This window comes from Microseira sp. BLCC-F43 (genome assembly GCF_041929235.1).
GTDB lineage: Bacteria > Cyanobacteriota > Cyanobacteriia > Cyanobacteriales > Aerosakkonemataceae > Microseira.
Genome location: NZ_JBHFNP010000067.1, coordinates 51444 through 75950, shown reverse-complemented (window position 1 = coordinate 75950; position 24507 = coordinate 51444). Strand labels below are relative to the sequence as shown.

Annotated in this window: 26 protein-coding genes; 9 read left to right on the top strand and 17 right to left on the bottom strand. The window is 44.2% G+C overall.

Annotation, left to right across the window (positions count from 1 at the left end):
* Positions 1–25: 25 nt before the first annotated feature.
* Together ACE1CM_RS11375 and ACE1CM_RS11370 are read right to left on the bottom strand one after the other, a co-directional pair.
* Entirely contained in the window at positions 26–1336 is a 1311-nt protein-coding gene (locus ACE1CM_RS11375; protein ID WP_374877559.1) for a glycosyltransferase, read from the bottom strand.
* Positions 1337–1341: 5 nt separating this feature from the next.
* On the bottom strand, positions 1342–2019 hold the full coding sequence (locus tag ACE1CM_RS11370) for a YybH family protein (protein ID WP_374877557.1): 678 nt from the start codon (positions 2017–2019) through the stop codon (positions 1342–1344).
* A gap of 545 nt (positions 2020–2564) precedes the next feature.
* On the opposite strand from ACE1CM_RS11370, the gene ACE1CM_RS11365 reads away from it, so the two are divergent.
* Positions 2565–3197 carry a hypothetical protein gene (locus ACE1CM_RS11365; RefSeq protein ID WP_374877555.1) on the top strand — a complete coding sequence of 211 codons (633 nt, stop codon included), beginning with the start codon at positions 2565–2567 and terminating at the stop codon, positions 3195–3197.
* Positions 3198–3537: 340 nt separating this feature from the next.
* Here the strand turns inward: ACE1CM_RS11365 and ACE1CM_RS11360 are convergent, their stop codons facing one another.
* Positions 3538–3996, bottom strand: a complete 459-nt coding sequence (locus tag ACE1CM_RS11360) for a YbhB/YbcL family Raf kinase inhibitor-like protein (RefSeq protein ID WP_374877553.1) — start codon at positions 3994–3996, stop codon at positions 3538–3540.
* Positions 3997–4393: 397 nt separating this feature from the next.
* Between ACE1CM_RS11360 and ACE1CM_RS11355 the strand changes: the two genes are divergently transcribed.
* Positions 4394–5080, top strand: coding sequence for a Uma2 family endonuclease (locus ACE1CM_RS11355; protein WP_374877595.1), 687 nt, complete (start codon positions 4394–4396; stop codon positions 5078–5080).
* On the opposite strand, the gene ACE1CM_RS11350 is transcribed toward ACE1CM_RS11355, so the two are convergent.
* The 9 genes from ACE1CM_RS11350 to metH all read right to left on the bottom strand — a co-directional run bounded on the left by ACE1CM_RS11350 (position 5058) and on the right by metH (position 11624).
* The gene (locus ACE1CM_RS11350; protein WP_374877552.1) at positions 5058–5435 is read right to left on the bottom strand and encodes a hypothetical protein; all 378 of its coding nucleotides are present in this window, start codon (positions 5433–5435) and stop codon (positions 5058–5060) included. The genes ACE1CM_RS11355 and ACE1CM_RS11350 overlap by 23 nt on opposite strands.
* On the bottom strand, positions 5407–5994 hold the full coding sequence (locus tag ACE1CM_RS11345) for a Panacea domain-containing protein (RefSeq protein WP_374877551.1): 588 nt from the start codon (positions 5992–5994) through the stop codon (positions 5407–5409). The genes ACE1CM_RS11350 and ACE1CM_RS11345 overlap by 29 nt, the downstream gene beginning before the upstream one ends.
* Before the next feature lie 174 nt (positions 5995–6168).
* Positions 6169–6552 (bottom strand): DUF6516 family protein, encoded by a 384-nt coding sequence (locus ACE1CM_RS11340; RefSeq protein ID WP_374877550.1) that lies wholly within the window; start codon positions 6550–6552, stop codon positions 6169–6171.
* On the bottom strand, positions 6542–6838 hold the full coding sequence (locus ACE1CM_RS11335) for a hypothetical protein (RefSeq protein WP_374877549.1): 297 nt from the start codon (positions 6836–6838) through the stop codon (positions 6542–6544). Before ACE1CM_RS11335 ends, ACE1CM_RS11340 begins: the two co-directional genes overlap by 11 nt.
* Positions 6839–6907: 69 nt before the next feature.
* Positions 6908–7291, bottom strand: a complete 384-nt coding sequence (locus ACE1CM_RS11330) for a DUF6516 family protein (RefSeq protein ID WP_374877548.1) — start codon at positions 7289–7291, stop codon at positions 6908–6910.
* Positions 7281–7571 (bottom strand): hypothetical protein, encoded by a 291-nt coding sequence (locus tag ACE1CM_RS11325; RefSeq protein ID WP_374877547.1) that lies wholly within the window; start codon positions 7569–7571, stop codon positions 7281–7283. Before ACE1CM_RS11325 ends, ACE1CM_RS11330 begins: the two co-directional genes overlap by 11 nt.
* Positions 7572–7602: 31 nt before the next feature.
* Entirely contained in the window at positions 7603–7719 is a 117-nt protein-coding gene (locus ACE1CM_RS11320; RefSeq protein ID WP_374877546.1) for a DUF5615 family PIN-like protein, read from the bottom strand.
* On the bottom strand, positions 7719–7964 hold the full coding sequence (locus ACE1CM_RS11315; protein WP_374877544.1) for a DUF433 domain-containing protein: 246 nt from the start codon (positions 7962–7964) through the stop codon (positions 7719–7721). Before ACE1CM_RS11315 ends, ACE1CM_RS11320 begins: the two co-directional genes overlap by 1 nt.
* A 96-nt stretch (positions 7965–8060) precedes the next feature.
* Positions 8061–11624 carry a methionine synthase gene (metH, locus tag ACE1CM_RS11310; protein ID WP_374877542.1) on the bottom strand — a complete coding sequence of 1188 codons (3564 nt, stop codon included), beginning with the start codon at positions 11622–11624 and terminating at the stop codon, positions 8061–8063.
* Between the two features lie 85 nt (positions 11625–11709).
* On the opposite strand from metH, the gene ACE1CM_RS11305 reads away from it, so the two are divergent.
* Positions 11710–12159, top strand: coding sequence for a type II toxin-antitoxin system Phd/YefM family antitoxin (locus ACE1CM_RS11305; RefSeq protein ID WP_374877540.1), 450 nt, complete (start codon positions 11710–11712; stop codon positions 12157–12159).
* Positions 12160–12325: 166 nt separating this feature from the next.
* Here the strand turns inward: ACE1CM_RS11305 and ACE1CM_RS11300 are convergent, their stop codons facing one another.
* Positions 12326–13285, bottom strand: coding sequence for a trypsin-like serine peptidase (locus ACE1CM_RS11300; protein ID WP_374877538.1), 960 nt, complete (start codon positions 13283–13285; stop codon positions 12326–12328).
* 331 nt (positions 13286–13616) lie between these two features.
* Here ACE1CM_RS11300 and ACE1CM_RS11295 point away from each other — a divergent pair, with 331 nt between their 5' ends.
* On the top strand, positions 13617–14012 hold the full coding sequence (locus tag ACE1CM_RS11295; RefSeq protein WP_374877536.1) for a carboxypeptidase-like regulatory domain-containing protein: 396 nt from the start codon (positions 13617–13619) through the stop codon (positions 14010–14012).
* Between the two features lie 139 nt (positions 14013–14151).
* Here the strand turns inward: ACE1CM_RS11295 and ACE1CM_RS11290 are convergent, their stop codons facing one another.
* From ACE1CM_RS11290 to ACE1CM_RS11280, 3 genes are read right to left on the bottom strand one after another with little or no spacing between them, the layout of a single operon-like run.
* On the bottom strand, positions 14152–14865 hold the full coding sequence (locus tag ACE1CM_RS11290; RefSeq protein WP_374877534.1) for a hypothetical protein: 714 nt from the start codon (positions 14863–14865) through the stop codon (positions 14152–14154).
* Positions 14853–15299, bottom strand: coding sequence for a DUF488 family protein (locus ACE1CM_RS11285; RefSeq protein WP_374877532.1), 447 nt, complete (start codon positions 15297–15299; stop codon positions 14853–14855). The genes ACE1CM_RS11290 and ACE1CM_RS11285 overlap by 13 nt, the downstream gene beginning before the upstream one ends.
* Positions 15283–15942, bottom strand: a complete 660-nt coding sequence (locus tag ACE1CM_RS11280) for a DUF488 family protein (protein WP_374877531.1) — start codon at positions 15940–15942, stop codon at positions 15283–15285. The genes ACE1CM_RS11285 and ACE1CM_RS11280 overlap by 17 nt, the downstream gene beginning before the upstream one ends.
* Before the next feature lie 342 nt (positions 15943–16284).
* Here ACE1CM_RS11280 and ACE1CM_RS11275 point away from each other — a divergent pair, with 342 nt between their 5' ends.
* Complete coding sequence (locus ACE1CM_RS11275) at positions 16285–17724, top strand: RtcB family protein (protein ID WP_374877530.1); 1440 nt, start codon at positions 16285–16287, stop codon at positions 17722–17724.
* Between the two features lie 391 nt (positions 17725–18115).
* On the opposite strand, the gene ACE1CM_RS11270 is transcribed toward ACE1CM_RS11275, so the two are convergent.
* Positions 18116–20641: a sigma 54-interacting transcriptional regulator gene (locus tag ACE1CM_RS11270; protein ID WP_374877529.1), complete on the bottom strand. Its 2526-nt coding sequence runs from the start codon at positions 20639–20641 to the stop codon at positions 18116–18118.
* Positions 20642–21189: 548 nt separating this feature from the next.
* On the opposite strand from ACE1CM_RS11270, the gene ACE1CM_RS11265 reads away from it, so the two are divergent.
* The 4 genes from ACE1CM_RS11265 to ACE1CM_RS11250 all read left to right on the top strand — a co-directional run bounded on the left by ACE1CM_RS11265 (position 21190) and on the right by ACE1CM_RS11250 (position 24480).
* A complete protein-coding gene (locus tag ACE1CM_RS11265) occupies positions 21190–21771 on the top strand; it encodes a thylakoid membrane photosystem I accumulation factor (RefSeq protein WP_374877528.1) in 582 nt (193 codons plus the stop codon).
* A gap of 175 nt (positions 21772–21946) precedes the next feature.
* A complete protein-coding gene (locus tag ACE1CM_RS11260; protein WP_374877527.1) occupies positions 21947–22558 on the top strand; it encodes a hypothetical protein in 612 nt (203 codons plus the stop codon).
* A 109-nt stretch (positions 22559–22667) separates the two neighbouring features.
* A complete protein-coding gene (locus ACE1CM_RS11255; RefSeq protein ID WP_374877525.1) occupies positions 22668–23441 on the top strand; it encodes an ABC transporter permease in 774 nt (257 codons plus the stop codon).
* 151 nt (positions 23442–23592) lie between these two features.
* A complete protein-coding gene (locus ACE1CM_RS11250; protein WP_226580830.1) occupies positions 23593–24480 on the top strand; it encodes an ABC transporter ATP-binding protein in 888 nt (295 codons plus the stop codon).
* Positions 24481–24507: the final 27 nt, after the last annotated feature.

Below are 24507 nucleotides of genomic sequence, written 5' to 3'. Positions count from 1 at the left end.
AAGGATAAAGACTATTTGGAGAGAGTTACTTTATCATGGTTTTATAGGCATTTCGACCATAATGCTCAGTTTTAATCCACTGCGATCGCCCCTTTTTCACGCAGCTTCTTAATGTTACCACAATCATCGCGGGAATCCAATGCACCATGTAGAGAGAACCTTGAATCGTTGCCCAAACTAATCGCCATCCTCGTAAATCTTGAAATTGGTGAACTCCCGCCATAAAACCAACGGTTAAAAGAAAACCGAGTAAAGTTTGCAGAGGGAAAAGAATGGGATGGTGACTGTAAAAGATTGTCCATAGCAGGTCAGGAATGAGTCCAATAGGAAGAATAAATTGCAATAGTAAAAACAACAATAAATCGATTTCTTTGGCCCAACCTAAAGTTAAAATTTGAGGAAAATAATCGAGATAACGCTGATAGCCTCCTTCAGCCCAACGACAGTGTTGAGGCCAAAGATTCCCCCAGGTTGTGACCCCTTCTTCCCGAATGGCTGGCAGGGTGACAAACTCAATTTTTTTACCGATTAAATACAGCTTGAAAGTTAGATCCAAATCCTCAGTGACAGTATCTTCGCTCCAACCGTTGCACTGTTCTAGTAATTCTCGCCGTACTAACATTCCATTTCCCCGGAGTTCAGTCATTCCAGCAACAGCAATGCGATGGGTTTGTAGAAAAGCATCGCAATTCATTTCCATCTGTTGGCAACGAGTTAGGAAATTAAGATCGGCATTATAAATGCTTTTTCGCACCTGCACCGCACCGATCGCACTCTGCTGGAATAGAGGCACTGTTTGCTGTAGGAAATCCGCCGGAAGTTGAGCATCGGCATCGCAGACTAAGATAATGTCTCCCTGCGTGAAGGGAAAAACTGAGTTCAGCGCCCCTGATTTACCGCCTTTTGATTCTCTCCGATGAACTTGTAACTTGGGAAATTGAGTTTGTAATTTGCTCAAAATTTGAGGAGTTCGATCGGTACTCCCATCATCAATTACCCAAATCTCTAAATGATTAGTTGGATAGTTCAGGTGAAATAGGTTATCAACTAGATCGATTAAGACCGCACTTTCATTTTTAGCGGGAACTAGAATTGAGACTTGCGGCAAATCAACATCACCCTCAATCGTTGGAGAAGTCGGTTTTGCCATCAGCATTCTTGCTGTTTGAATACTTAGGACTGCTGTTAATCCCACTATGAACCATTGAGTCTGAGGTTGCCAGTGGAGTAAACTGACGATTCCCCAGATTAGTAGAACTACCAGCGTTGCCTTGAGACGGCGATCGCGATCGCCGCTGATATCATTACTTAACCGATCGGTACTTGTTTCCACCATATTGGCTACACTCTTTCCCTTGGTTGTTTACGCCTGCGATGCCATAGCAGCATCCCGACTGCCCCCAGCAAGAAGCCGCCCGCCCCTGCGGCAACTGTCGTAGCACGACCCGCTTGCTGGGCACCATTCAGTACCGGGTTATCCAGTAGGTTAGAAGAGAAATGCAGCGATTGAATTGTCCATCTGCCTTGAAACTTTTGCATCACGGCTGTCCACCGCATCGCCATATTAGCCGAATTACCATCCCGGAAATAGAACGTTGCGATCGCATCTCCGTAGGAAACCGCAGTCTCTGGCGACAGAAACCTTTTGGGAGTATCCACCTTCAAAGTCATTTTGATGTCTTTGATCGAACTGGAGAATTGCTGATTCCAGTAATTTTCAAAGTCTTGCACCTTATGAAAAACACGGTTATCGACCGTTGTGATCGTGAAGGTTGGATGTAAGTAAGGCTCAATTTTGGAAAAATCACGAGTGTTGAGAGCTTGCAGAGCCATCTCCCGCGTGCGAATAATCCCATTGATATCCTGTTGGTTGGCATCTGCCAGAGCGCATTGGGGCACATTCCAAATTGCCAGCACTAGCAAAATGCTCCAAAGTAGCTGCCAGCATCGGTATCCGCTTGTCGGTCTTTGTTTGATCGTGTAGGTTGGGGGAGATTGTGTAAATAGGGAAGATGCCATTACTACTGATTCCTTCCAAACTCCTGAATCTGCTGCTAGACATTTTATATTACTCAGGACTTACGCAACTGTCACACGCGATCGCCTACACACGATCTGGGCAGTCTGGGTTTGACAAAAAGACTATTTACTGTAGTTATATGATTTTCAACAGTCGTTCGCGTTACCTTTATTAGTTGGAGATCCCCTTAAATCCCCCTTAACAAGTGGGACTTTGATCCCCCTTAAAAAGGGAGACTTGGCTCCCCCTTAACCCTCATTAACAAGGGGGCATAGGGAGATAAAATACTTATCAAATACGATCTAAAGAGTTCGATTTTAATGGATAGTTTTCAAAAATTCGCAGCCTTTTAATCCAATTACCAATTACCAATTAACATCGTCAAAGCTACGTAATTATTCTATTTATTTCTTTTGATAGATAGCAGTTCTTTCTACTGGTAGATATTCACCGGATCTATTTCGCCCTACATTAAAGCTCAAGCGTAAAGATCGCCAAAGATAAAAACTAGATTCGGATCGAGGCATAACGGAGGGAAAAAACCGTGACATACGTAAATAGACCAGGAGAAAATATCGTTGCTGAGCCAGTTGTGGGGACTCGCGTTGTTGATTACCACGACCGCGTCAGGTGGGGACCAATTATTGCAGGTGTTTTGGTTGCTTTAGCAACGCAATTAATTTTAAGCGCTTTGGGTGCTGCCATAGGTCTGAGCGGTCTTTCCACCTCAGGGGCGCCCAGAACGAATGCTGGGGATGTTGGCACTGGTATAGGCATTTGGTCAATTATCAGTTTGTTTATTAGTTTATTTGTCGGCAGTTGGGTTGCAGCTCGCGCTAGCGGGCCGATGAACCGCAATACGGCAATGCTCAACGGTGCAATTTTGTGGGCAACGACCTTAGCATTGGGTTCTTGGCTGTTAGCAAGTGGGGTAGCGGGTACGTTTGGAGTTATCGCATCTAACGCTGGGGAAGCGATCGACCAAGCTCAGCGGGGCGCGGTGAACGTACCGAACCAAGTCCCCAACGTATCTGCCCAACAAGCGCGCGAATTGGCTGGCAATGCGGCTAGAGTAGGTTGGTCGTTTGTATTTGGTTCTTTGCTAGGTTTAGTCGCGTCGTTGGCTGGTTCTGCTGTGGGAGCGCGCGATCGCAATACTTACAGAACCGAGCGTTGAACGGACTATTAACGCCAGTTGCTAGTTATAAACTTTGGCGTTGCTAATAGCTAATTGCTAATGGCTAATCTTGGATTTTTACCAATTGAGCCATTAGCCGCTCCCAGAGACATAAGTAGCAACTTGAGTTATTAGAAACTCAATCGAAAATAGGACTTAAGCGCATATTGCCGGTTTCTCCGAAAAATCCTTGGGAAAGGGAATCAGAGATAGCGTTCGCGAACGACGGTCTCACCTTTGTTTCTTTTCTCGTCTTGCGTCAGTCCTGGAAAAGTTCAAATCCTCAAGCTTGTATTTAGCACCTTAAAAAAGGTGCTTTTTTTTGCAATATGCGAAAAAATTAACGCTGTCGCGAATAGCGTCCGATCAGTTCTGCCGACGCCAAAATATGACCCTCCATCGCTGCGACTACTTTATCTTTGGTAGCACCCTCTGCCAGTCCCAAGGTTTGATCGAGGGCATAAAGTTTAAAAAAGTATCGGTGGGTGCCGCTGGGAGGACACGGACCACCATAACCAAATTTGCCAAAATCATTTCTGCCCTGGATGCTACCATCAGCTAAAGTTTTCTGGGTAGGAACTTGCTGTGGTAGTTCGCGGACAACAGCAGGTATGTCGTAAACAACCCAATGGACAAATGTCCGACCCGGTGCATCTGGGTCGTCAACAATTAAAACAAAGCTTTGCGTTCCTGGTGGGGGTTCATCCCATTGGAGGGGAGGAGAAATATCTTGACCGTCGCAGGTATATTTAGGGGAAATTAGGGCGTTTGCGGAAAAGGCACTACTGTCAAGTTTCATATTGTTGACCTCCTTTAGTTTGCTAGCAGAATTGCAACTCGCTAGGAACAATCCGACTAGATTAGCGATTTGCCAAAGAAAAGTTCTTCGACGAATGGAATAAAACATGAAACTAATCGATCGTGAGCTAGGACTTTGAGCATTCGCTCAAATTTCGTCAAGTTAGATATTCCTCTAAGCGTCTAGAAATAGGACAAGCCCGTATTTGCCGTAAATTCAGGCATATTTTTTATTTTAAGAGCTTGCGGCTATTTTTTTGTCAAATTTTACAAACTTGGGAAAATTTGACCCAACTAGGTGTATTCGAGGCAAGCAGTGCGAACGCGATCGCGGTGATGATACGCAGACGGCGATCGCTACAATGAAAGCAGTCCTCCCAGGTTCGCGAGGCAGCAACATGGTCAAACAGCTACCAACCAATACCGCACCCCCCATCATTTACCCCGAAAGCGATGGTCAACCAATGGCAGACAACACCAAACAATTTCGCCCGATTGTGACAATTAAAGAAAATTTAGAACTGTTATTTGCCAATAATCCCGATGTGTTTGTTGCAGGTGATTTACTTTGGTATCCCGTTGAAGGCGATAACAAAACTCGCACCGCACCCGATGCAATGGTTGTCTTTGGCAGACCAAAAGGCGACAGGGGTTCTTATCAGCAATGGGAAGAAGATAACATTCAGCCACAGGTTGTATTTGAAATTTATTCTCCGGGGAATCGCCTTAAAGGCATGTATGAGAAATTCAAATTTTACGAACGTTATGGAGTAGAAGAGTACTACTTTTACGATCCAGACAGAATGGATTTGATTGGTTGGCTTCGTTCTGGGGACTTTTTAGGAATAATAGAAGAAATGAATGGCTGGGTGAGTCCCCGATTACAAATTAGGTTCCAACTAACAGAAAACGATCTGGAAATTTTTTCGCCTTCAGGGGAACGGTTCCTCACCTATGTTGAATTAGCTCAACTGAAAGAACAAGAACGTCAACGCGCCGAACAGGAAAAGCAACGCGCCGAACAGGAAAAGCAACGCGCTGATGAAGCAGTTGCTCAGTTAGCTAAAAATCTAATATTTCTTTAATAACACTCTTTAAATCTTTGTCAGCAGGACGTTTGGCAAACTGCTCGTGACTGTAAATCCACACGAGTTTAATTACAAAATCAGTCGGATTGACTAAATACATCAATCTGATTTGCCCAGAAGCACCTTTAGAAAATTTAAACTGCAACTTGTGAAAAGTCCATCCTTCAGGTAAATCAATCTTCCCAGGTAAAGGTTCATTACGAGAATTGAGCGGGTACTGGTCTTCAATCAAAGCTTCTAAAATTTGCGCGACAATCTCAACAAAATCTGAGCCGTGAGTTTTAGCAAGCTTTTTGAAAGAACGCTTGAAATTTTCCGATTCTTCAATCGAGAAGGGAGTTGAGCCAGTCACGTACTTCTCCTTTGCTAATGCGATTTGAGGATTGTGAATCAGAAGTATCCTTCAACACTTCAGACATGACCGACTCATAAGCGGGATGATCGCGCTCTATCAAATCTAGCTTCTGATGACCTAATGCTTTCATATCCTCAAGCAGAATCGGTTCAGTTGAACTTGCTTGAGGTGGCAATCCCTTGCGAGCTTTTTTCCAAGGAAACTCCAAGTGAGTCATATCGCTAAGTCGATAGGCATGGTAACCGCCAAAATATTCCCAAACTTCTTCCAAAAGCTCTTTTTTTTCTTGAGGAATTTCTAACAATAACTTCTGCTCGGGAATAGGTAATTGGTTAGCTTCAAACTCGCTGTAAAACCTGTAAGCAGGAGGACACACAGGGCCGGATCGCCATGCTTGAATTTGTTCAGGAAACAACGGCTCATCGTACAAGGCCAAATGTAGGCTTTGTGCATAATATAGAAGCTTTTGAACTTTCATGTTGGTCATTTCAGCTTCTATACCGTCCTCGTAAGCTCTTACAATGAAGTAGCGAGCCACATTGAGAGAATCGATCATAGCTCATCACTACAGGTTAAGTAAGGTTATTTGGGTATGGTTTTCCCAGTCAGATGGATATATATTATTATAATCCAAATTTAAAATTTATAGTAAAATTGTGATAAAAAGACTAATTAATTTGAAATATTTTTGAGGCGAGTGCGAGCGCTTCTCGATTACATGACGCTCGCGCTAACCCAACAATGTCGCAATTTCATTCAATACCTCTGCCAACATTGGTGCATTGGAAGAGATTACATTATCTTCGCTGCCATCATGTTTATGATGGGGATAATTTGGCAGATTCAGCTTTTTGTGATGCTCTAGGTTATCATACCGAAAAATCAGACTCTTCGAGGCATCCATGTACTGATATGAATACATTTCGCGGTTGATACTAATTTCAACATTCACAAACTCACGCAAGTAAAGAATTGAACCATCTGTTAAGTTGATTACGCCACGAATAAAACCTTCTGAATCGCCTCTTTTTTCAGGTATGAGATTGAACGACTGCACTACTGTACAGGCTTCAATTACCTCCTGAAGTAGCTGAAAATATTCCTCAATTAACAAACTCAATCCCCTTTAGTCTATCTACCTTTTCGCGTAACATTTTGAGCATTCGAGATTCCCCAACCCACTCATCAAACTCCATGTCTAATCTATGTTGAAGCTCATCATTTTCAAAGCGCCGCAAAAATTCTTCTGTAGACATCTGATATTTACTTTCAAATTCCTTAATGCGTTCTTCAGTACGCCGAATACCATCTTTAAGCGATGCCATCCTTTGTGATACAGCTTCTTCTATTAATTGCTTTACGGAATCTGGATCCTCGCAAATAATCTTTAGTTCTGCCATATTATCCTCTCGATACTTATCGGTGTTTCCATTATACAGAACTGTTAATGAACCATGACAAATGGCACGCTAAGTCAACAATCTCGCAATCTCATTCAATACCTCTGCCAACATAGGAGCGTTTGAAGTTAAAATATTATCTTCGCTGCCATCATGTTTATGATGGGGATAATTTGGGAGGTTCAACTTTTTGTGATGCCTGGTATTGTCATAGCGAAAAATCAGATTTTTCGAGGCATTTTCATAATGATATGAGTACATTTCTCTGACGAGCGTTGTTTTAACATCCACAAACTCACGCAGGTAAAGAACAGAACCATCCGAAAAATTTAGTTCACCACGCATGAAACCTCTGTAAATGCTTCGAGTGTCGTAGTTGATGTTGCTTAATTGCACAACCGAACAGGCTTCAATAATGTCCCGTACCTCTTGAAAATAATCCTCAATTAACAAACTCAATTCCTCTCAATGTATCTAAATCTTCTTGTAGCCCTTTCAACATCCAAGATTCCCCAATCCACTCATCTAATTCAAGAGTCTCCTGGATTTCATCATTCTCATAGCGACGCAGAAACTCTTCTGTAGACATCTGATATTTGCTTTCAAATTCCTTAATGCGTTCTTCAGTACGCCGAATACCATCTTTAAGCGATGCCATTCTTTTTGACACAGCTTCTTCTATTAATTGCTTTAACGAGTCTGGCTCCTCGCAAATAATCTTTAGTTCTGCCATATTGTCCTCTCGATACTTATCGGTGTTTCCATTATATAGAACTACCTATTCCTGGTGAGTCTTCGGTTATAGAAGCAATGTCATAACCAGCTTGACGCAAGCAGTTTACACTTGTAAGTGGGAAGTTTTCATTAGCTAAGAATCGCATCAACTAGCCTCAGTTGAAAGCGGCAGCGCGTACAAAGCTTCTTCGCGCATACATTCAGCTACAAATGCAAAGACTGCGCGTAGTGCTTCGGGTGTCAACGTGGGATAATTCTCTAGAATTTGTTGAGTAGTCCAACCTGCGGCAAAAAGCCCAAGCAGAAATTCAACTGACAAGCGAGTTCCTTTAACAGTCGGCTTCCCTAGCAGAATTTGTGGATCTGAATGAATGTATTGTTGCCAATCCATGTTTTTCCTGAACTTTGCGATCGCTAAATGTAAGGTGGGTATTAAAATCGTCAGCAACCCAGTTTTTTAGAAAAACCGGGTTGCTTAAACTCCTAATTAAGCGCTGAAGTATTTCGCCACTGGGTGATAGGTAATAATCGCAGTTGTCGATTGTTCCGGATAAAGTTGTTCGCTTTCATCCATATAAAGGTTAATCCGATTTGCCCCCAACAACTCCAATTGCTTATACTGATCCTGAATATTCGGACAAGCCGGATATCCAAAACTGTACCGCGAACCTTGATACCGCTGCGCCAAAATATCGCGAATATTATCTGGTTCCTTATCCCCAAATCCCAACTCGCGACGAATGCGCGCATGTACCCATTCCGCCACCGCTTCCGCCGTTTGCACCGCCAACCCGTGGAAATACAAATAATCGGTGTATTTGTTCTCTGCAAACAACTTTTGCGCGTACTCCGTAGCAATATTTCCTACCGTCACCGCCTGCATGGGAAACACATCAAATTTCCCCGACTCCACAGGTGCAAAGAAATCAGCAATACACAAACGGCGCATGGATTTCTGACGCGGAAAATCAAACCTCCCTACCTCCTTCTTCTCCGCGCCCTCTGCGTCTCTGCGGTTCATAACTTCCGGATCGTAGATATACAGCGAATTCCCCTCAGCCAAACAAGGGAAATACCCATAAACCACCTGCGGATGCAACAACTTTTCCTCAATAACTCGCTGCTTCCACTCCTCTAAAATCGGATAAACCTTCTCAGCCAAAAACCCATCATACTCTTCCCGCGATTGTTCTTTTGGCTTGCGGAATTGCCATTGTCCAGCAATCAAAGCTTGCAAATCCAAATACCAAAATACCTCCTCTAACGGGATATCTTCTGGCTGCAATAATGTCGTTCCCCAAAAAGGCGGCGTCGGACGTTCAATATCGATTGCTACTGCTTCAGAACGATTGGTATCTTCTACTTCCGGTTTGTCAGCAGCTTTCTTCGCGGATGCTTCAGTTTCGCTAGCTTTCCCATTTGTAGAAGCTGCTTTGCCGTTCTCTTCGGCGAATTCATCCAAAAATCCGTTCAAATCATCCCACTTGCCTGCTGACTTCGCTGGCATTAATTTATCCATGAAGTGCAAGTCAGAAAAGGCATCTTTGCCATAAACAACCTTGCCTTTGTAAGTATTCTGACAATCTTCATGGACAAACTTCGGCGTCAAAGCTGCACCGCCCAAAATCACCGGCACTGTAATTCCCCGTTGGTTAAATACCTCCAAATTCTCTTTCATGAACGCGGTGGATTTCACCAACAAACCACTCATGGCGATGCAATCTGCTTTGTGCTGTTCGTAAGCTTCGATGATGTTGTCCACTGGCTGTTTAATCCCCAGGTTTATCACCCTGTAGCCGTTATTAGAAAGAATGATATCCACGAGGTTTTTACCAATATCGTGGACATCGCCTTTAACGGTGGCAATGATAAATGTTCCCTTGGAATTATCGCCAGTTTCTTCTTTTTCCATGAAGGGTTGCAAATATGCCACCGCTGCTTTCATGGTTTCGGCTGATTGCAATACAAATGGTAGTTGCATTTGTCCCGAACCAAACAACTCTCCTACCACTTTCATGCCATCTAACAAGAAGGTGTTGATAATTTCTAATGGTGGATATTGTTCCAGTGCTTTTGCCAATGCTGCTTCTAAACCAATGCGTTCGCCGTCTATAATGTGACGCTTGAGACGTTCGTTAATCGGGAGGTTTTGGTCACCGCTGCGATCGCGCTTGGTAGTTTTCCCTTCAAATAATTTGGTAAGCTCTCCTAAGGGGTCATACGTGCAAATATCCCCTTCAAACTGCCGTTCGTCGTAAATTAACTTGCGGCACACTTCTTGATGTTCGGGTTCAATTTTAGCCAAGGGCAAAATTTTACTCGCACTGACAATCGCCCCATCCATTCCCACTGACATTGCTTCGTGCAAGAACATGGAATTGAGGACAACCCGCGCGGCTGGATTCAAACCGAAGGATACATTGGATACACCTAAAAGAACGTGACACCCTGGAAGTTCTTGTCGGATGCGGCGAATCGATTCAATGGTGGCTTTTCCGTTGGCGCGGTCTTCTTCAATCCCCGTGGAAATTGGTAGAGCTAGTGTATCAAAAAATATCTCGTGTGGCGGGATACCGAATTCGACGGCTTGGTTGTAGGCGCGTTGTGCGATCGCAAATTTCTTATCCGCCGTCCGCGCCATCCCTTCTTCGTCGATCGTACCAATTACTACACCAGCACCATATTTCTTCGCCAATTCCAACACCTTGAAGAAGCGCTCTTCCCCATCTTCATAGTTGGTGGAATTGAGGATACACTTACCTCCGACAACCTTTAAACCCGCCTCCATTTTCTGCCATTCCGTCGAGTCGAGCATCAGCGGCAAGGTAACATTTGTCACTAACCGCGAAGCCAATTCGTGCATATCCCGTTCGCCGTCGCGCCCCACATAATCGACGTTGACATCGAGGATGTGCGCGCCTTCTTTTACTTGGGATTTTGCCAAAGAAACGAGTCCATCCCAATCTTCTGCATTGAGTAAATCGCGGCATTTCTTAGAACCGCTGGCGTTTAATCTTTCGCCGACAATCAGGAAAGAATTATCTTGAATGTAAGGTTGGGCGCTATAAATAGAAGCTGCCGAAGGTTCAAATTCAGGATGCCGTTCTTTGGGCGTCAAACTATTACCAATTTCGGCTAATGCTTGAATGTGTTCGGGACGAGTTCCGCAACAACCACCAATTACTTGCACGCCCCAATCTTCGACAAATTTCATCAACGCCATCCGCAATTCCATCGGCGTTAATTTGTAATGGGCGTGACCGCCAATATTTTCGGGTAACCCGGCATTGGGAACGCAAGAAACGACAAACGGCGAATGTTCGCAGAGATATTTAATATGTTCTGCCATTCGGTCTGGTCCCGTGGCGCAGTTTAGACCGAGAATATCAATTGGGTAAGGTTCCAGAATCGATAGGACGGCACTAATATCCGAACCTACAAGCATTGTCCCCTGAACTTCCATCGTCACGGAAACCATTAGGGGAATGCGCTGTCCTTTTTTGTTAAACACTGCTTCAACTGCATTCAACGCGGCTTTAATTTGCAGCACATCCTGACAAGTTTCGATGATAAATAGATCGACGCCGCCGTCATAAAGTCCTTCTGCTTGTTCGATAAAAGCAGCTTTTAACGTGTCAAAACCAATATGTCCTAACGTTGGTAACTTAGTACCTGGTCCCATCGAACCTGCTACAAATCGCGGTTTTTCTGGTGTGGAAAATTCACTGGCGACGCGCTTGGCAAGTTCGGCGGCGGTTTTGTTGAGATAATACGCCCGATCTGCTAAGTCATATTCTGCCAGCACAACGGAAGTGCCGCCAAAAGTATCAGTTTCAATGACATCCGCACCCGCCGCCAGGAAGTCCCGATGCACCTTTGCTACTGCTTCTGGTTTGGTGTGTACCAGATATTCATTGCAACCTTCGTATTCCGCACCGCCAAAGTCGGCGGCGGTGAGATTTTGCACTTGCAAGTTGGTTCCCATCGCGCCGTCAAAGACGATAACGGGACGTTGGGGACTGTGGAGGCGTTGCAGGAAAGGATGAGTCATAGCGAAAAAAAGGTTTAAATAAGGACTTGAGTTAGTTTGGCACAATCGACTTAATCTATTGTGCCTCGACCTTGGGAGGGATGTTATGGGATTTGGTGAAGATGCGGGATTTATCCGTTTAAGTACGGAGGAAGTTAGGGAGAAGTTGGAGGAGGCGATCGCCCGCGTCGTATTCGATGGCTCGCGCATCATCTTACACCAAGCGGGGGAAGAAGTAGCCGCCCTGATTCCGGTATGGGAATTCGAGAAGTTAAATTACTTATTGGAGGAGTTGATCCCTTCCCCCTTCAACCCCGATGAGGAGGAATATTACGAAGATGAAGGAGGAATTCACTGCCTTCCCCCCGATGAGGTACAAGCAGAATTCGATCTGATTCTGGAACAAGTCAAAGAATATGGCGAACTTTTTGGTTTATTGCCACCGGAAATTTTAAGGGGGCAACAAATGGATATCTTTATCCCCGAAGCGATTTTGATGCCGATGGATAAGTTTTGGCTACCAGAACACTTAATGCATGAGAGTGTTAGAAATTAAAATGCCTTACCAACAGTATCAAGTCCCTAAAATACTGATAATTGATACTGGTGGCAAAATAAATTTAAATTCTCAGGTGAATGGATTGGTGCCAAACTATATAGGGTGGGCAATGCCCACCCTATGTTGATCGCGATATCAGATGGATATTAATTGATCGGACGCACTAGGCACGCCACGCCACCATATTGTTGAAAACAGGTGTGACAATACGAGTTCCAGAATTGGTTGTCGCGCCACCGTAGGCATGAATTGCAAAGCCATAGCGTTGCCCATCAATGATACGGTAAACTGCACTGCCACTCTGTCCGCCAGCGGTATCGATATCGTAGTATACTTTCCGGCTATTAACAGAAGCTATCTTGCGAGCATCATACCACTGCGTTCCTGCGGGTTTGTCCCCTGGATAACCGGAAATATTCCCTGTTGTTGCTAGCAAGTCAGCGTCTGAATAAACTCCAAATCCGAACCAACCTACAGTATTACCTAACTCTGTGGGGATAATTATCGCCCCGTAATCGTAGTTTTCGTCTCCATTATTAATCCAACCAGATACAGTGCGGAAATTTGTACTCGTTACCGAACCGTAAGGAAGCGTACTACCGTTGCGACCAGGCATAACTTGGATGCTCTTGACCCAACCATCACGTCCAGCTACGCCGCTGTTTTTAATATAAACGACGTGACCAGCAGTCATCAAAGTGTGAGGACCAATAAACCATCCAGTACCAATCCACCTTGAGTTATCTGCTGCTGTAATCAGCAACGAAGCATGTACGCGCCACGGGTATTCAGATGTGTTGGTAATTTGAATGCGATCGTCAGGACCATGTACAGTTTCTGCTTCTGGCGGTGGGGGACCAAAAGAAGCTTCTGCAATATCCCGCAACTCAGAACTCATTGGCGCAGTCCAAAGTTCTGGTGTTTTTTTAGCTTCAAAAAGTGGTGTGTAGCCTTCTACAATTTCCGTACCATCATTCTTAGGCTGGCTGACTTTGTCAGAAACACCCTCGGAAGGCGGTATAAAAACCTGTTGTTCCTCTTTTATAGTTCCATCCTCTTCAGGTTGGTTGGATACAGGCGCGTGCATACCTGTCGGTACTTCAACCTTTAATTCTATAGACATTTAGGTATCCTCTCAAACAAGTTGTCAGCGTTATCTCGACGCTGCAAAAATTGATTTGAAGTTTATGATCTTCAAACAAGGGCTTGGAGTAATTGGCTGATGAATTTGCTTGGAACAAATCTCGATTAATTAAGTCATTACTAGCCCTTATTCTATAGGTATAACTTTTACTCCCATCTGATTAACAGTCGCTTTTTATAGTGACATCTATATGAGTTAGCTCATTTGAGTGTCACTCAATTAAGCGAGTTGAATCCTTGTCAATTTTGTGTTTGAATCTGGTCAGGGTATTTCACTTTTGTCATACTCTACTAACTGTAAGGAAACTTTTATGAAAACCACAATATTTTTGGTATTAGCGGGCTGGGCTTTATTCGCCATGCATCAGCAGAATGTTGACCATTTCTACGAACTGTATACTAGAAATACAGTGCAACCCAGTAGCATAGTCATGACAGCACAAAATCAGAATGTAATTTCCGGTATTGTTGTCGATCCTCAAGGCAAACCTGTCTCAGACGCTAGGGTTTATTTCACGAATGCCCCAGTGCCTTTACCTGACATTGCCTTGCTAACAGATAGTAATGGCAAGTTTTCCCTATCTGCGCCTTCAACAGGCATCTATACTCTTGAGTGCCGCGTTGAAGGATTTGCGCCAACTGCTTCAACAGTGACAGTTACAGGCAACCAGGAAGTACAACTAGAGATTCGCCTAAGAAGAGAATAATGATGGGTTGAAACCGTTTATTTGCCCGTAGATCCTAATCAATAGTTAGCTATTTTTAGCCCAATGAATAGATGGTCATACCTCCAGTTAGATATTGGTCAGGTAAAGGCTTAACCTATGCCATCATCCTGTCCAATCCTCAAAACGGCAGGTCATCATTATTAACCTCTACCTTAATTTTCTGTTCCTCCGGTAATTCCACCACCCCTGCGATCAATTTCCAACAAGGATCGCCTCCTTCCCAATCAGCAGGTCGCCAAGGCATACTTAAACTAACTGTCACCAAACAATGATTTTTAGGCCGATATCCTAAGTCCAATTTCCTCACAAATACCGGATCGGTGATAGTTGTTGTCAGTTTTTTACCGCTTTCGGTCACAATTGTCCCTTCCCATTTTTGACTGCCTTCGTATTTGGTTCCCAGGGGTCTAACGGACACTTGTACTGCTTTGATTAATTCCAAAGTCCGTCGCTGAGATACTGGCAAGGATTGCAAATAGGGAACTTCCACATGTCTCAAATCGTTGTGCAAAATGTACTCTTCTTTGCTACAAAATTTGAGCAGGTGTGCGGGTGTAACTTCTCCTACTCGCTCCCATTTTCCCGGCAAAATTGATAGGTTTTCGGTTTCAAAGCCGTAATCTGGCCCAGTTTTGGCTAAAGGAATGGCTAAAATATCTAATAAGGCTGGTTCTGTGCCGCCAATCTGTCGCATTTCTTTGGTGATTCGACCATCGGGTAAATCGGAAACCACACGAATCCACTGTCCTTTAATTGTGCTAATTCCAGCGATACACCTGTCGCCGTGTTTCCACGAATTGGCGAGACAAATTAACCTAGTTAAAGATGGCATATCTTGACATTTCCCCACTTTTCGTTTAGGTATTCTGCAACTAAACGGCGATGGCAGTGATGGGGTTTGGCTTCGCTACAGAGGAGACATCCACCCTGTAGAATGTCTGGTGAAATGCGTTCCTCTATTTGGCGATCGCTAATCAGTTGCAAGAACTTCTTTTCATATGTTTCCCAATCTCCACCATCTTTTTTATATGCGTCCAAAATATCTTTTGTGGGTGCTAACTCCAGCAGGTGAATGTATTCAATATTCCCAATCTTTCCGAGAAAATACTTAAGGTCTTCCCGTTTGGCAAATCCTGCCAACTGGGATACATTATTCAGTCGGGTATCGACAACTCGTTTAACTCCTGCTTTTACGAGGGTATCGAAGAATTGTTGGGCGCTTTTTTTAGTAAAGCCAATCGTGTATAAATCAAGAGTCTGTTTCATTTGTTTTTTCCTGGTAGGCAATCTTATCGCCTTGTAAATGATAAGCTTCTTTTAGCCTTTCTGCTTGAGGGCGAATTGAGGTATCTATTGATTCTACCGCATCAAAAAGCGATAGCTGCTTGGGTTTATTTTGTTGGGCGTCGCTTAACCCATGCAAATCTAACATCCTTTCTTCGAGGCGATTGTGCGATTCTAAACTACCGTCGTTGAGAATATGATTGATTTCTAGTTGAAATTCGCGTAAATTTTGACAAACTAAAATAGCGCGATGGCAGGTTATTGGATCTTTTTCCGCACACATGAGGGCGATTTTATAAGTTTCTGCGCCTTTGAGTAAGCGTTGAATCCCTTCTGAAAATAATTCGGTAGCAGCAATTCTCTCATAAAGTGCTTTACCATCGACATAACAATCGGGATTATTTGGTCTTGCGCCTAACTCTTTGCCGAGGAAAACATAGCGAATTTCGGCATTTAAAAGTGCAGTTTTTAAAGGGGATTGACTGAAGTGGGGTAAATAACGACTGTAGGGATGCGATCGCACATCCGCCAGCGCCGTTATTCCATGCTGCTGAAGTAACCCAATAAACGCTTCAATGCTGTGATTGGAATGACCTATCGTGAATAATTCTTTACTGTTATTCATATTTTTGAGCTTGACACAGGGTTGATGCAATCGCCAATTTTATTGATATACCCAGAGATAACGGCCTTGACGCCGCAATCCTTCAAAGACTATCATAGAAAAACTAGACTGCGGCTGCTGAACCGAAGTCTCCTAGATTTCTACACAGATATCTCTACACACAATAGACCTCTCGACAAAAGAAACTCTTTGACAGGCGAGACGCCTATCCCACAAGAGTTTTTGGAGAAGTCTAATAGACCTCGACCATATTTCTTGTGGGGTGGGCATTCTGCCCGCCTTTGAGGGTATTTATTGGAGAAGTCTAATGTAGGTCGCTTATAAACCTGCAACGGAGTTTTCATGCAGCCAAAAAATCTCAATCGATTGCTGCGGGCATTGTCTCGCCAAGGTCTTGATGTAAATTACGAAAATCAGACTTATTCGGTTCGCCTTTCTAATTCACCTGACGCACCAATGGCAGAAGTTTTGCTTCCAGAAGGTTTCCCCGTGGAAGCAAAAGCACTCAAACAATTGGCAAATTTAGCTAACGTGCGACATCCTGCTGGGGGATGCGTTTGTCGTGCTTGTGCAACGCCAGATTTTCATCCAGGAGATGGGGGAGTTGCTATTGGTTCGGTAGTAGAAACCGCCGAGCAAATTATACCAGTTGCTGTCGGTTCAGATATAAATTGCGGGATGCGTTTGCACGTCGCAGATTTGGGGATTGAGGAATTTTTTAGACGGCGCGATCGCTTTGTAGAATTGATGAAAGGCGACTACTTTTTTGGGACTCGCGACGTTACCATGACGGCTAAAACTTCCCGCAGCTTATTTCAGCACGGAATTCCTGGTTTCCTAGATGCAATGCTGGCTGTTCCTACGGGTAGCATAACGAAATCCAACCTCGACCAATTAGCAACTGAAATTGACCGGGTTTATTTAAGCGGTTCAATGCCAGGAAATACAAAATGGGCACCTGAAGAATTAGTACCAGAAGATGGATTGATTCGGGATGGCGGACTTGCAACCATCGGTTCCGGCAACCATTTTGTCGAAGTCCAAATGGTTGAGAAAGTGGAAGATAAAGCAACAGCTTTCGCTTGGGGTGTACGGGAAGGACAACTCGCCTTTATGATTCATTCTGGTTCCCGCAATGTGGGTAAATATATTGGGGGAATGTGGCGCGATTTTGCCCAGTCTGCATGGCCTAAAAATCTCCCATTTCCTGAATCTCGCCTATTTCCCCTCTCTGTTAAAGCCAACCCCGATTTGGTGACTCAATACTTGCAAGCGGAAGCAACTGCGGCAAATTACGCCTTCGTCAACCGACTTTTATTAGCGGAATTGTTGCGCCTGCGTCTGCGAGAAGTTTACGGAGATATAGAAGCACCTTTAGTTTACGATTTGCCCCACAATATCACCCTACCAGAAGGTGCCGGATGGGTAATTCGCAAAGGTGCAACTCCCGCACATGCTGGACAACCTGTTATTATCCCCGGTTCAATGGGTGCTACGTCTTTCCTGTTAGTTGGTAAAGGAAATCCAGCTTTTCTTGCTTCTGCTTCTCACGGTGCGGGAAGGCTGAAATCTCGGTTTGAACTTAGTCGCGACGGTGCAGATAAAAGTGAGGAAGTTTTGGGTTTAACTGGAGTAGATTGCATCACCTTGCGCGAAGAACGCAGAATCGAAGAAGCGCCTGCGGCTTACAAGCCGATTCAACCAGTTATTGATGCTCAAGTAGAAGCAAAAATAGTTAGTGTGGTGGCGCTTCTGAAACCGATTTTGACCTTCAAAGCGTAAGTTCGTAGTAAGGACTTTAGTCCTTTAGAATGGCACTGATATCTTCGAGGCAGAGCCTCCCTTATCCCTGAAGTCTTCAATACGAACTTTTATCTCACAATAATTGCCCACAGGCTCAGTGCCAATAACCCTTTTTTTAGGGAACCGCGAAGACACGAAGAACGCGTAAGCGTTGCTGCGCGTTAGCGCTAGGAAGAGAAAAGAAGAAAAAGATAATCTTCCAGCGGGATGCGAGTAAGATTACATATCTCTTCTTTTCTCCTCTCTTCTCTCTGCGTCCTCTGCGTCTTTGCGGTTCAATAATAGTAATTCTTCTAGCGGGAAAGGAGTAAGCAGTTATTTTCTGATGGCTGTATGTAGCGAGCGGGACTGAAGTCCTTACTACAAACTTTTATCTTACAATAATTGCCCACAAACTCATTGCCAAAATTATCGTCCCCAAATGTTGCGGTATCAATAACCGAAACGATTGACGAGCAATTTTCTGCGTCAATATCAACGATAGCAATACTGATGCAATCAGCGTCGTTCCTTGCAAAAAGGAAATGACGGCGGGATGGGCAACTAATATAGGCAATCCTTCACCATTCAAGCCAAAAGTTGCAAAAATAACTGGGATAATTCGTCCAGCTTCCCCTAAACCCAAACGCAAATAATGCGCCAAATTTCCCCCCCATACTAAAGGTAAATATCCATAAGCTAAACATACAAATGCTCGGGGTTTTAGGGAACCTTGAAACAACTTTATTACCCCATAAGCTAAAAATGGGATAGTCACTGGAATAATTAAAGCTGCCAGGGAAACGCCAAAATGATGCCAAAATTGAGTTAAATTTAGGTTCAATCCCAAAATTGATTGGATTTCCGGTAATCGATGCAGAAAAATTCCTCCCAAAAGCAACATTAACAGCGCTACTTCATAAGTACGAGGTACGTGGGTTGTCCACAATTCAATCCCTGGCGGACGCAAATTTAACTCAACCGAACGGTGAGGACAAGCTTTCAGACAAGTCATGCATAAAACGCAGTCGCGGTTATCTTCCAACTGTGCTGGGTGAGAATATAACGGACATCCATCTGTTTCCATTCCTTCGCCTTTTTGCGGGCCACCTTTATAACATTGATAGGTGGTGCATTCTGCGGAACAAGTCCCCTGTTGCGCCCTTAGTTCGGTCATCGATAATTTGGCAAATAATCCGTTCATCCCTCCTATTGGACATAAATATCTGCACCAAAAGCGGCGTTCAAAAATAGCAGAAAAAATCATCGCTCCTGCTGTAATTAATAGGAGCAAACAGGAAGAAAGGTAGGCGGTGTTTTCTAAATTCCAGAGTTCTTCCCACAGGAATATTAGAGTAAATAAGCCAAATAAAAACCATCCGCCCCATTTTTCTGCGCTTTCTCTAGGCCATCTTTTTAATTGTCGAGGCCATAACCAGAGGGAAAGTTTTTGAGTTACTTCGCCGTAAATCATGAACGGACAAACTGCACACCACAGTCGCCCAACAAAAGGAAATCCTAACAATACTAAAGGCCACCACCAAGCCCAGAAAGCGTTCAAAGCAAAATTTTGATTGCGGTTCTGGGGGCCAATAAATAAAATTATCACAACAATGGCAAAAAACCACAAGGTAAAGCCATAATTAATCCGATCTGGCCACCAAGGACTTCGCAAAAACCGCCGCAACCAAGGATTGGCGTTTAAAAGATTAACCCGAAATAGTTTTTTCTTGGTTTGTGCCGACCAAAAAATTTCTTCGGTTAGTTCTTTGGCGTTGACGCTTTGGACGAGTGCGCGTTCTACTAAACTTTCTAATTCCCTAAGATTATTGGGAAAATCATACGCTTGTAACCGCCGCAATGCTTCGGGTGTTAAATGGGGTTTAGGAATGCCTTTGGCTCGACATAAAAGGGTAATGTAATATTCAACGTGGGCGCTAATATCTGCTTTGCGTACTCGCAGCGGTGGAACTTTGATTAAATGACCGAATTGGCGTTCAATGGTGGGTAGGTATTTTTCTGCGATCGCCACAATCCTCGCCACACAAGAAATAGGCTGTGCTTGCTTTTCTTCGTTGCGACTCACAGGCGTATAAGTGCCAGTTTCTAACAATTGAGCCACCTTCGGGGTCAATTCCTTGGGAAGTTCGTGAATGTTGTTAAGAATTATCGTTCCCGTTCCGATCCATTCCAGCAGTCCCGCTTTACCGTTGGCGCGTCCAAATAGTTCTGAACCGCTGACTTGCAACGTACTGCAATCTACTTTAATTATCGGTGACCGTCGCTGTGCAGAATTGAAGTGAATTAAAGCAGCAAGGTTATCTTTTTCTAACCCCGGTTCGCCGAAAATTAAAACTGGTTTGCGCCCGCTAGATGCTGCTTTAATTTGCTGTCGCATGCGCACCGCGTAGCGGCTTTTTCCAATCACTCCGCGTTTGGCTTTGGTAACTAAATAAGGTCGCAAAACGGTTTGGCGTTCTTGTTCGTAGCTTAACTGGGAAGAAAGCTGCGCCAGTTCCATCGCCAGTTGTTGCGAGAAAGCTGGCGTAATTTCAGGATATTTCTCTATTAACTCGCGAAATTTATCAGCCGGAATAAACCATAACTGACATTCGCTCAGCGCTACGATTGTTCTTTGAGCGAGTTGTCCAAATAGCAATTCTTGTAAGTTAATAATGCTTCCGGGGAGTAAACTAACCGCCCAAATCGAGCCAGTTTGAGTAGAGCGATCGCCTTCTAACCTCCCCTGTTTTAAAATGTACACTCCCTGGGTTGGTGTATCTTCTAGCACCAGGCGCTGGTTGGGCAGGATAACTTTCTCTTGGATGTTTTGCGCCAATTCTTCTAGTACTTCCGCCGCCAGAATACTGAATGCCGTTCGCTCTTGCAGCCATATCACTATATCTTTTGATGTCATAGCTGGCTTTCCGATAAAATATATTCTGTATTCTACTATTTATTTTCAAACACTAAAATGATTAACTTGACCGACCTCTGGGTTCCCCTGGTACTATTAGGTTTAATTGTCATGGCGGCGATATTCTTTAGCCGTGCCAGTAGTTGATTTTTGATTATACTTTTTGCCATCTGCATTTTACAAGATTTTCTCATATAACCTTGGGGGGCATCGAATTATATTTTCTGGCAACAGCAGCGAATTCAAAAATGAAAGCGCAATCAAAGATGATTCAGTTGGCTACAGCAATAAAAAAGCTTTAGCTGCCTAACTAGATGGGGGGATAGGGGATGCGAAACTATTGCAGAGAGGGAGGTGGAACCTCGAATAATTCGTTCTCAGGTTGAACCTGGGAACGAGGAACGAGGAAAACGAGGAAACTGGTTGAAACCTGGGAAGGAGGACGAGGAGGAGGAAAACGAGGAAACAAGCAAAACGAAGAACGAGAATTTTGTTTAGCGGCAGCAGCCGCTAACAGGGATAATGCATTAGAGGGTTTTTGGGTAACGATGACTATTGCTACTTTTGTGAAATCTTGGCGGCGTCTGGTTGCCAAATGCCTGTTGATACTGACAATTGGACTGGGTTGTCTGCTGGTAGCGGATACTCAACCGGCTTTAGCAAAGTTCGACAACGATACCTTTGATGGCAATATCTTTGTTCTTTATGCCGGGAACGGTTCCCTAGTACCGCCGAAAGTGACGCTGGCACAGTCTTTGAAGCGAGATAAGCCAACGCTGTTGGTGTTTTACACAGACGACAGCAGCGATTGCAAGCAATACGCGACTGTGGTATCTAGCCTGCAAGCGTTCTATGGTCGGGTGACAGATTTCATCCCCATCAGCGTGGATGCAATTGCCCCTAAATCTACCTATACGCCGGATGAACCAGGTTATTACTACTCTGGCTTTGTGCCGCAAGTGGTTTTGTTCGACCAGTCTGGTAAAATTGTCCTCAACGAAAAAGGACAAGTGCCGTTTGAGCGGGTAGACGATGCTTTTCGCAAAGTGTTTAACTTGCTACCCCGCTCCGAATCGGTAGAGTTGAAGCAGCGAGCAGTCAACGAGTTTAATACCGAATTGACGAAGTAGGTGATGGGTAATTGGTAATGGGTAATTGGTCATTGCTAAGATGCCGATGACCGATTACCGATGACCAAATTCCAAAATTTTTCTGGCAGATAGTGCCGAAAACAGACTTCTGTCGCTATCATCTCTCACAAGGCGTACTGCCTTTAAACGCGATCGCTCTCTTGTAGGTGTGCTGATGTCTAAAGTCTACAGCACAGATGAACTACTCCAAATCTTGGCCTCCGAGCGCCAAGCTTGTCTGACGGGGAAACGCCTGAAACTGACGACAAAGGTTTCCGGCAATCCCGTTATCGATATGTTTCTCAAAGCGGAGGGGTTGCAAAAGTTCACGGCATATCAAGACTTTAAAGCTGCCGTTCACGACTACCAGCGGGAACACCAGGTTTCGGGGATTGTCTGGCGACAGATGACGGTGAAGGGCATTTCCCTGCACTATCCCGCCGTGGATGACCAGCTAATTGCCATCCCTAGCGATATTGAAACCCTCAAAGCTGCCAAAACTTCCATGCTGGCATTCTGGCACGAAGTGACGGCGGGTATGGATTTATACCTCAGCATGAATAATGGCAGAGATTTCCGGCAGATTATACCCGCCGATGTGGGCAGAATTTCTTTTCGCACCGAATGGGTAAATCTCTGCAAGTGGGAAAATGCCAAAAATTTCCTGGAAATTGTGTTGCAACTGGGATGGGGAAACCCAGAAGAAGCATCTTACAAAAGGGGATGGCCTAATTCTGGAAGCGAGTACGTTCACGCAGTCAATCCTGGAAATAGACCAATTTGTTAAAGCGCTGACAAAACCCGGTTTCTTAAAGAAACCGGGTTTTTGGGTAAAAAGAGCGATCGCGCAACCTGGGTTTAAAGGTATATTACTTACGAGCTGAATTCTTTACCCGATGAAATACTGGCGCGAAACCCTGGCTGTAGCTCAGCGAATCTTGATTGAACTGTTGCGGCGGCGGCGCAGTTTAATTCTTTGGCTAATTTTTCCCGTTTCTATCCTCACGATCAACGGCTTGGTGATGGCAGACCAGCAAAAACTTTCCAACGCTGACGCTTTTGGTATTATCGCACCTTCAGCTTTGGTGGGAGCGGCGCTGTTTTTTAGCTGTCTAGGGGGTACTGTAGCAACAGTCGTTGCAGAGCGAGAACAACAAACCCTCAAACGTTTATTTCTCTCCCCGCTGAGCGGTACTTCCTACTTTTTAGGAATTTTTATCGCCCACTGCTGGATCGGGATTGGTCAAACCTTAATAGTTTACACCGTCGCGGCTTTTTGGGGCGCCAAGTTCGAGGGGTCGCTTTTATTGGGCGGAGCGATTATCTTGCTCAGTATCATTTCTTACGTTGGATTGGGGTTTATTCTCAGTACTCAACTCGCTCGTCGCACCGAGGACGTAAACTCTTTAGTAGCTGCGTTTGGCGTGCCTTTATTAATTTTAGGCGGGGCATTTTTTCCCACTTCTTTTTTTCCGGATCCACTGCTAAAAATTGCTCAATATAATCCCATCTATCACATGAATGAAGCGTTAGTGGGAGTTTCTGCTAATGGAGATAACTTGACAAAGGTAGAGTCCCACTTTTGGTTTTTGTGCAGCTTTGCCGTTTTTGTCGTTTGCGGTGGATGGTTGTCCTATTGGCGAATGTTAGAGTCGGAACGCAGACTATAACGCCAAGATGTTTACCGAGGACAGAAACCCGGTTTCTTAGGAGATATTGAACCACCAAACCCAGGAGTTTTCGGAGAAACCGGGTTTTCTTAGTAGAGTTTCTTTGCTGAAGTACTGTCATATTCGTTTTCCCCAATTCAAAATAAAACTTATGCTCAAAATCAAAAACCTGCAAAAATCTTACGGAGATCGATTAGTTTTACGAGATTTAACGCTGCATATCCCCTTTGGAGAAATTTACGGTTTACTAGGACCAAACGGTGCGGGAAAAACCACTACGATTAATATTTTATGCGATTTGCTGAGAGCCGATAGCGGAGAAATAACAATCAATAACGAACCTGTTTCTAAAGCAACAAAAAGGCTGATCGGCGTTGCTCCTCAAGAAAATTTACTGTATAAAACGCTCAGCTGCGAAGAAAACCTGTATTTCTTTGCCAAAATTTACGGATTATCGGGGAAAGAAAGGCGAGAACAAGTGCGGGCAGCTCTCAAAGCTGTAAAATTAGCAGATCGGGCAAAATGTCCCGTGGAAACCCTCAGCGGCGGAATGCAGCGGCGGCTGAACATTGCAGCCGCTTTGGTGCATTATCCCAAGTTATTGATATTAGATGAACCGACAACGGGTTTAGATATTGAAGCGCGTTACGAAATTTGGGAATTGATTCGGCGACTGAAAAATCAAGGCATGACAATTTTGCTGACAACTCACTTATTAGAAGAAGCAGAGCGGCTTTGTCAGCGAATTGGTATTCTTAAAAATGGTAAAATTATTGCAGAAGGCAGTTTAGAACAACTGCGGAAACGCATTCCGGCACAAGAAATTGTAATTCTGCAAACCCCGGAAGAAGATGATGCAATCGCTCGCGCCTCAAAATATGGTTTCACCTACCGACGCTACGGCAACGACATCGCATTTTGGCTCCCCAAACATCTAGAATTAAAAGAAATTATTGCCTGCTTTGATGGCATTCCCCTCGACTCAATTTCCCGTCACCCCGTGCGGTTAGAACATATTTACGTTGAGGTGACCAAATAATTGCAGATTGAAGATTTTAGATGGCAG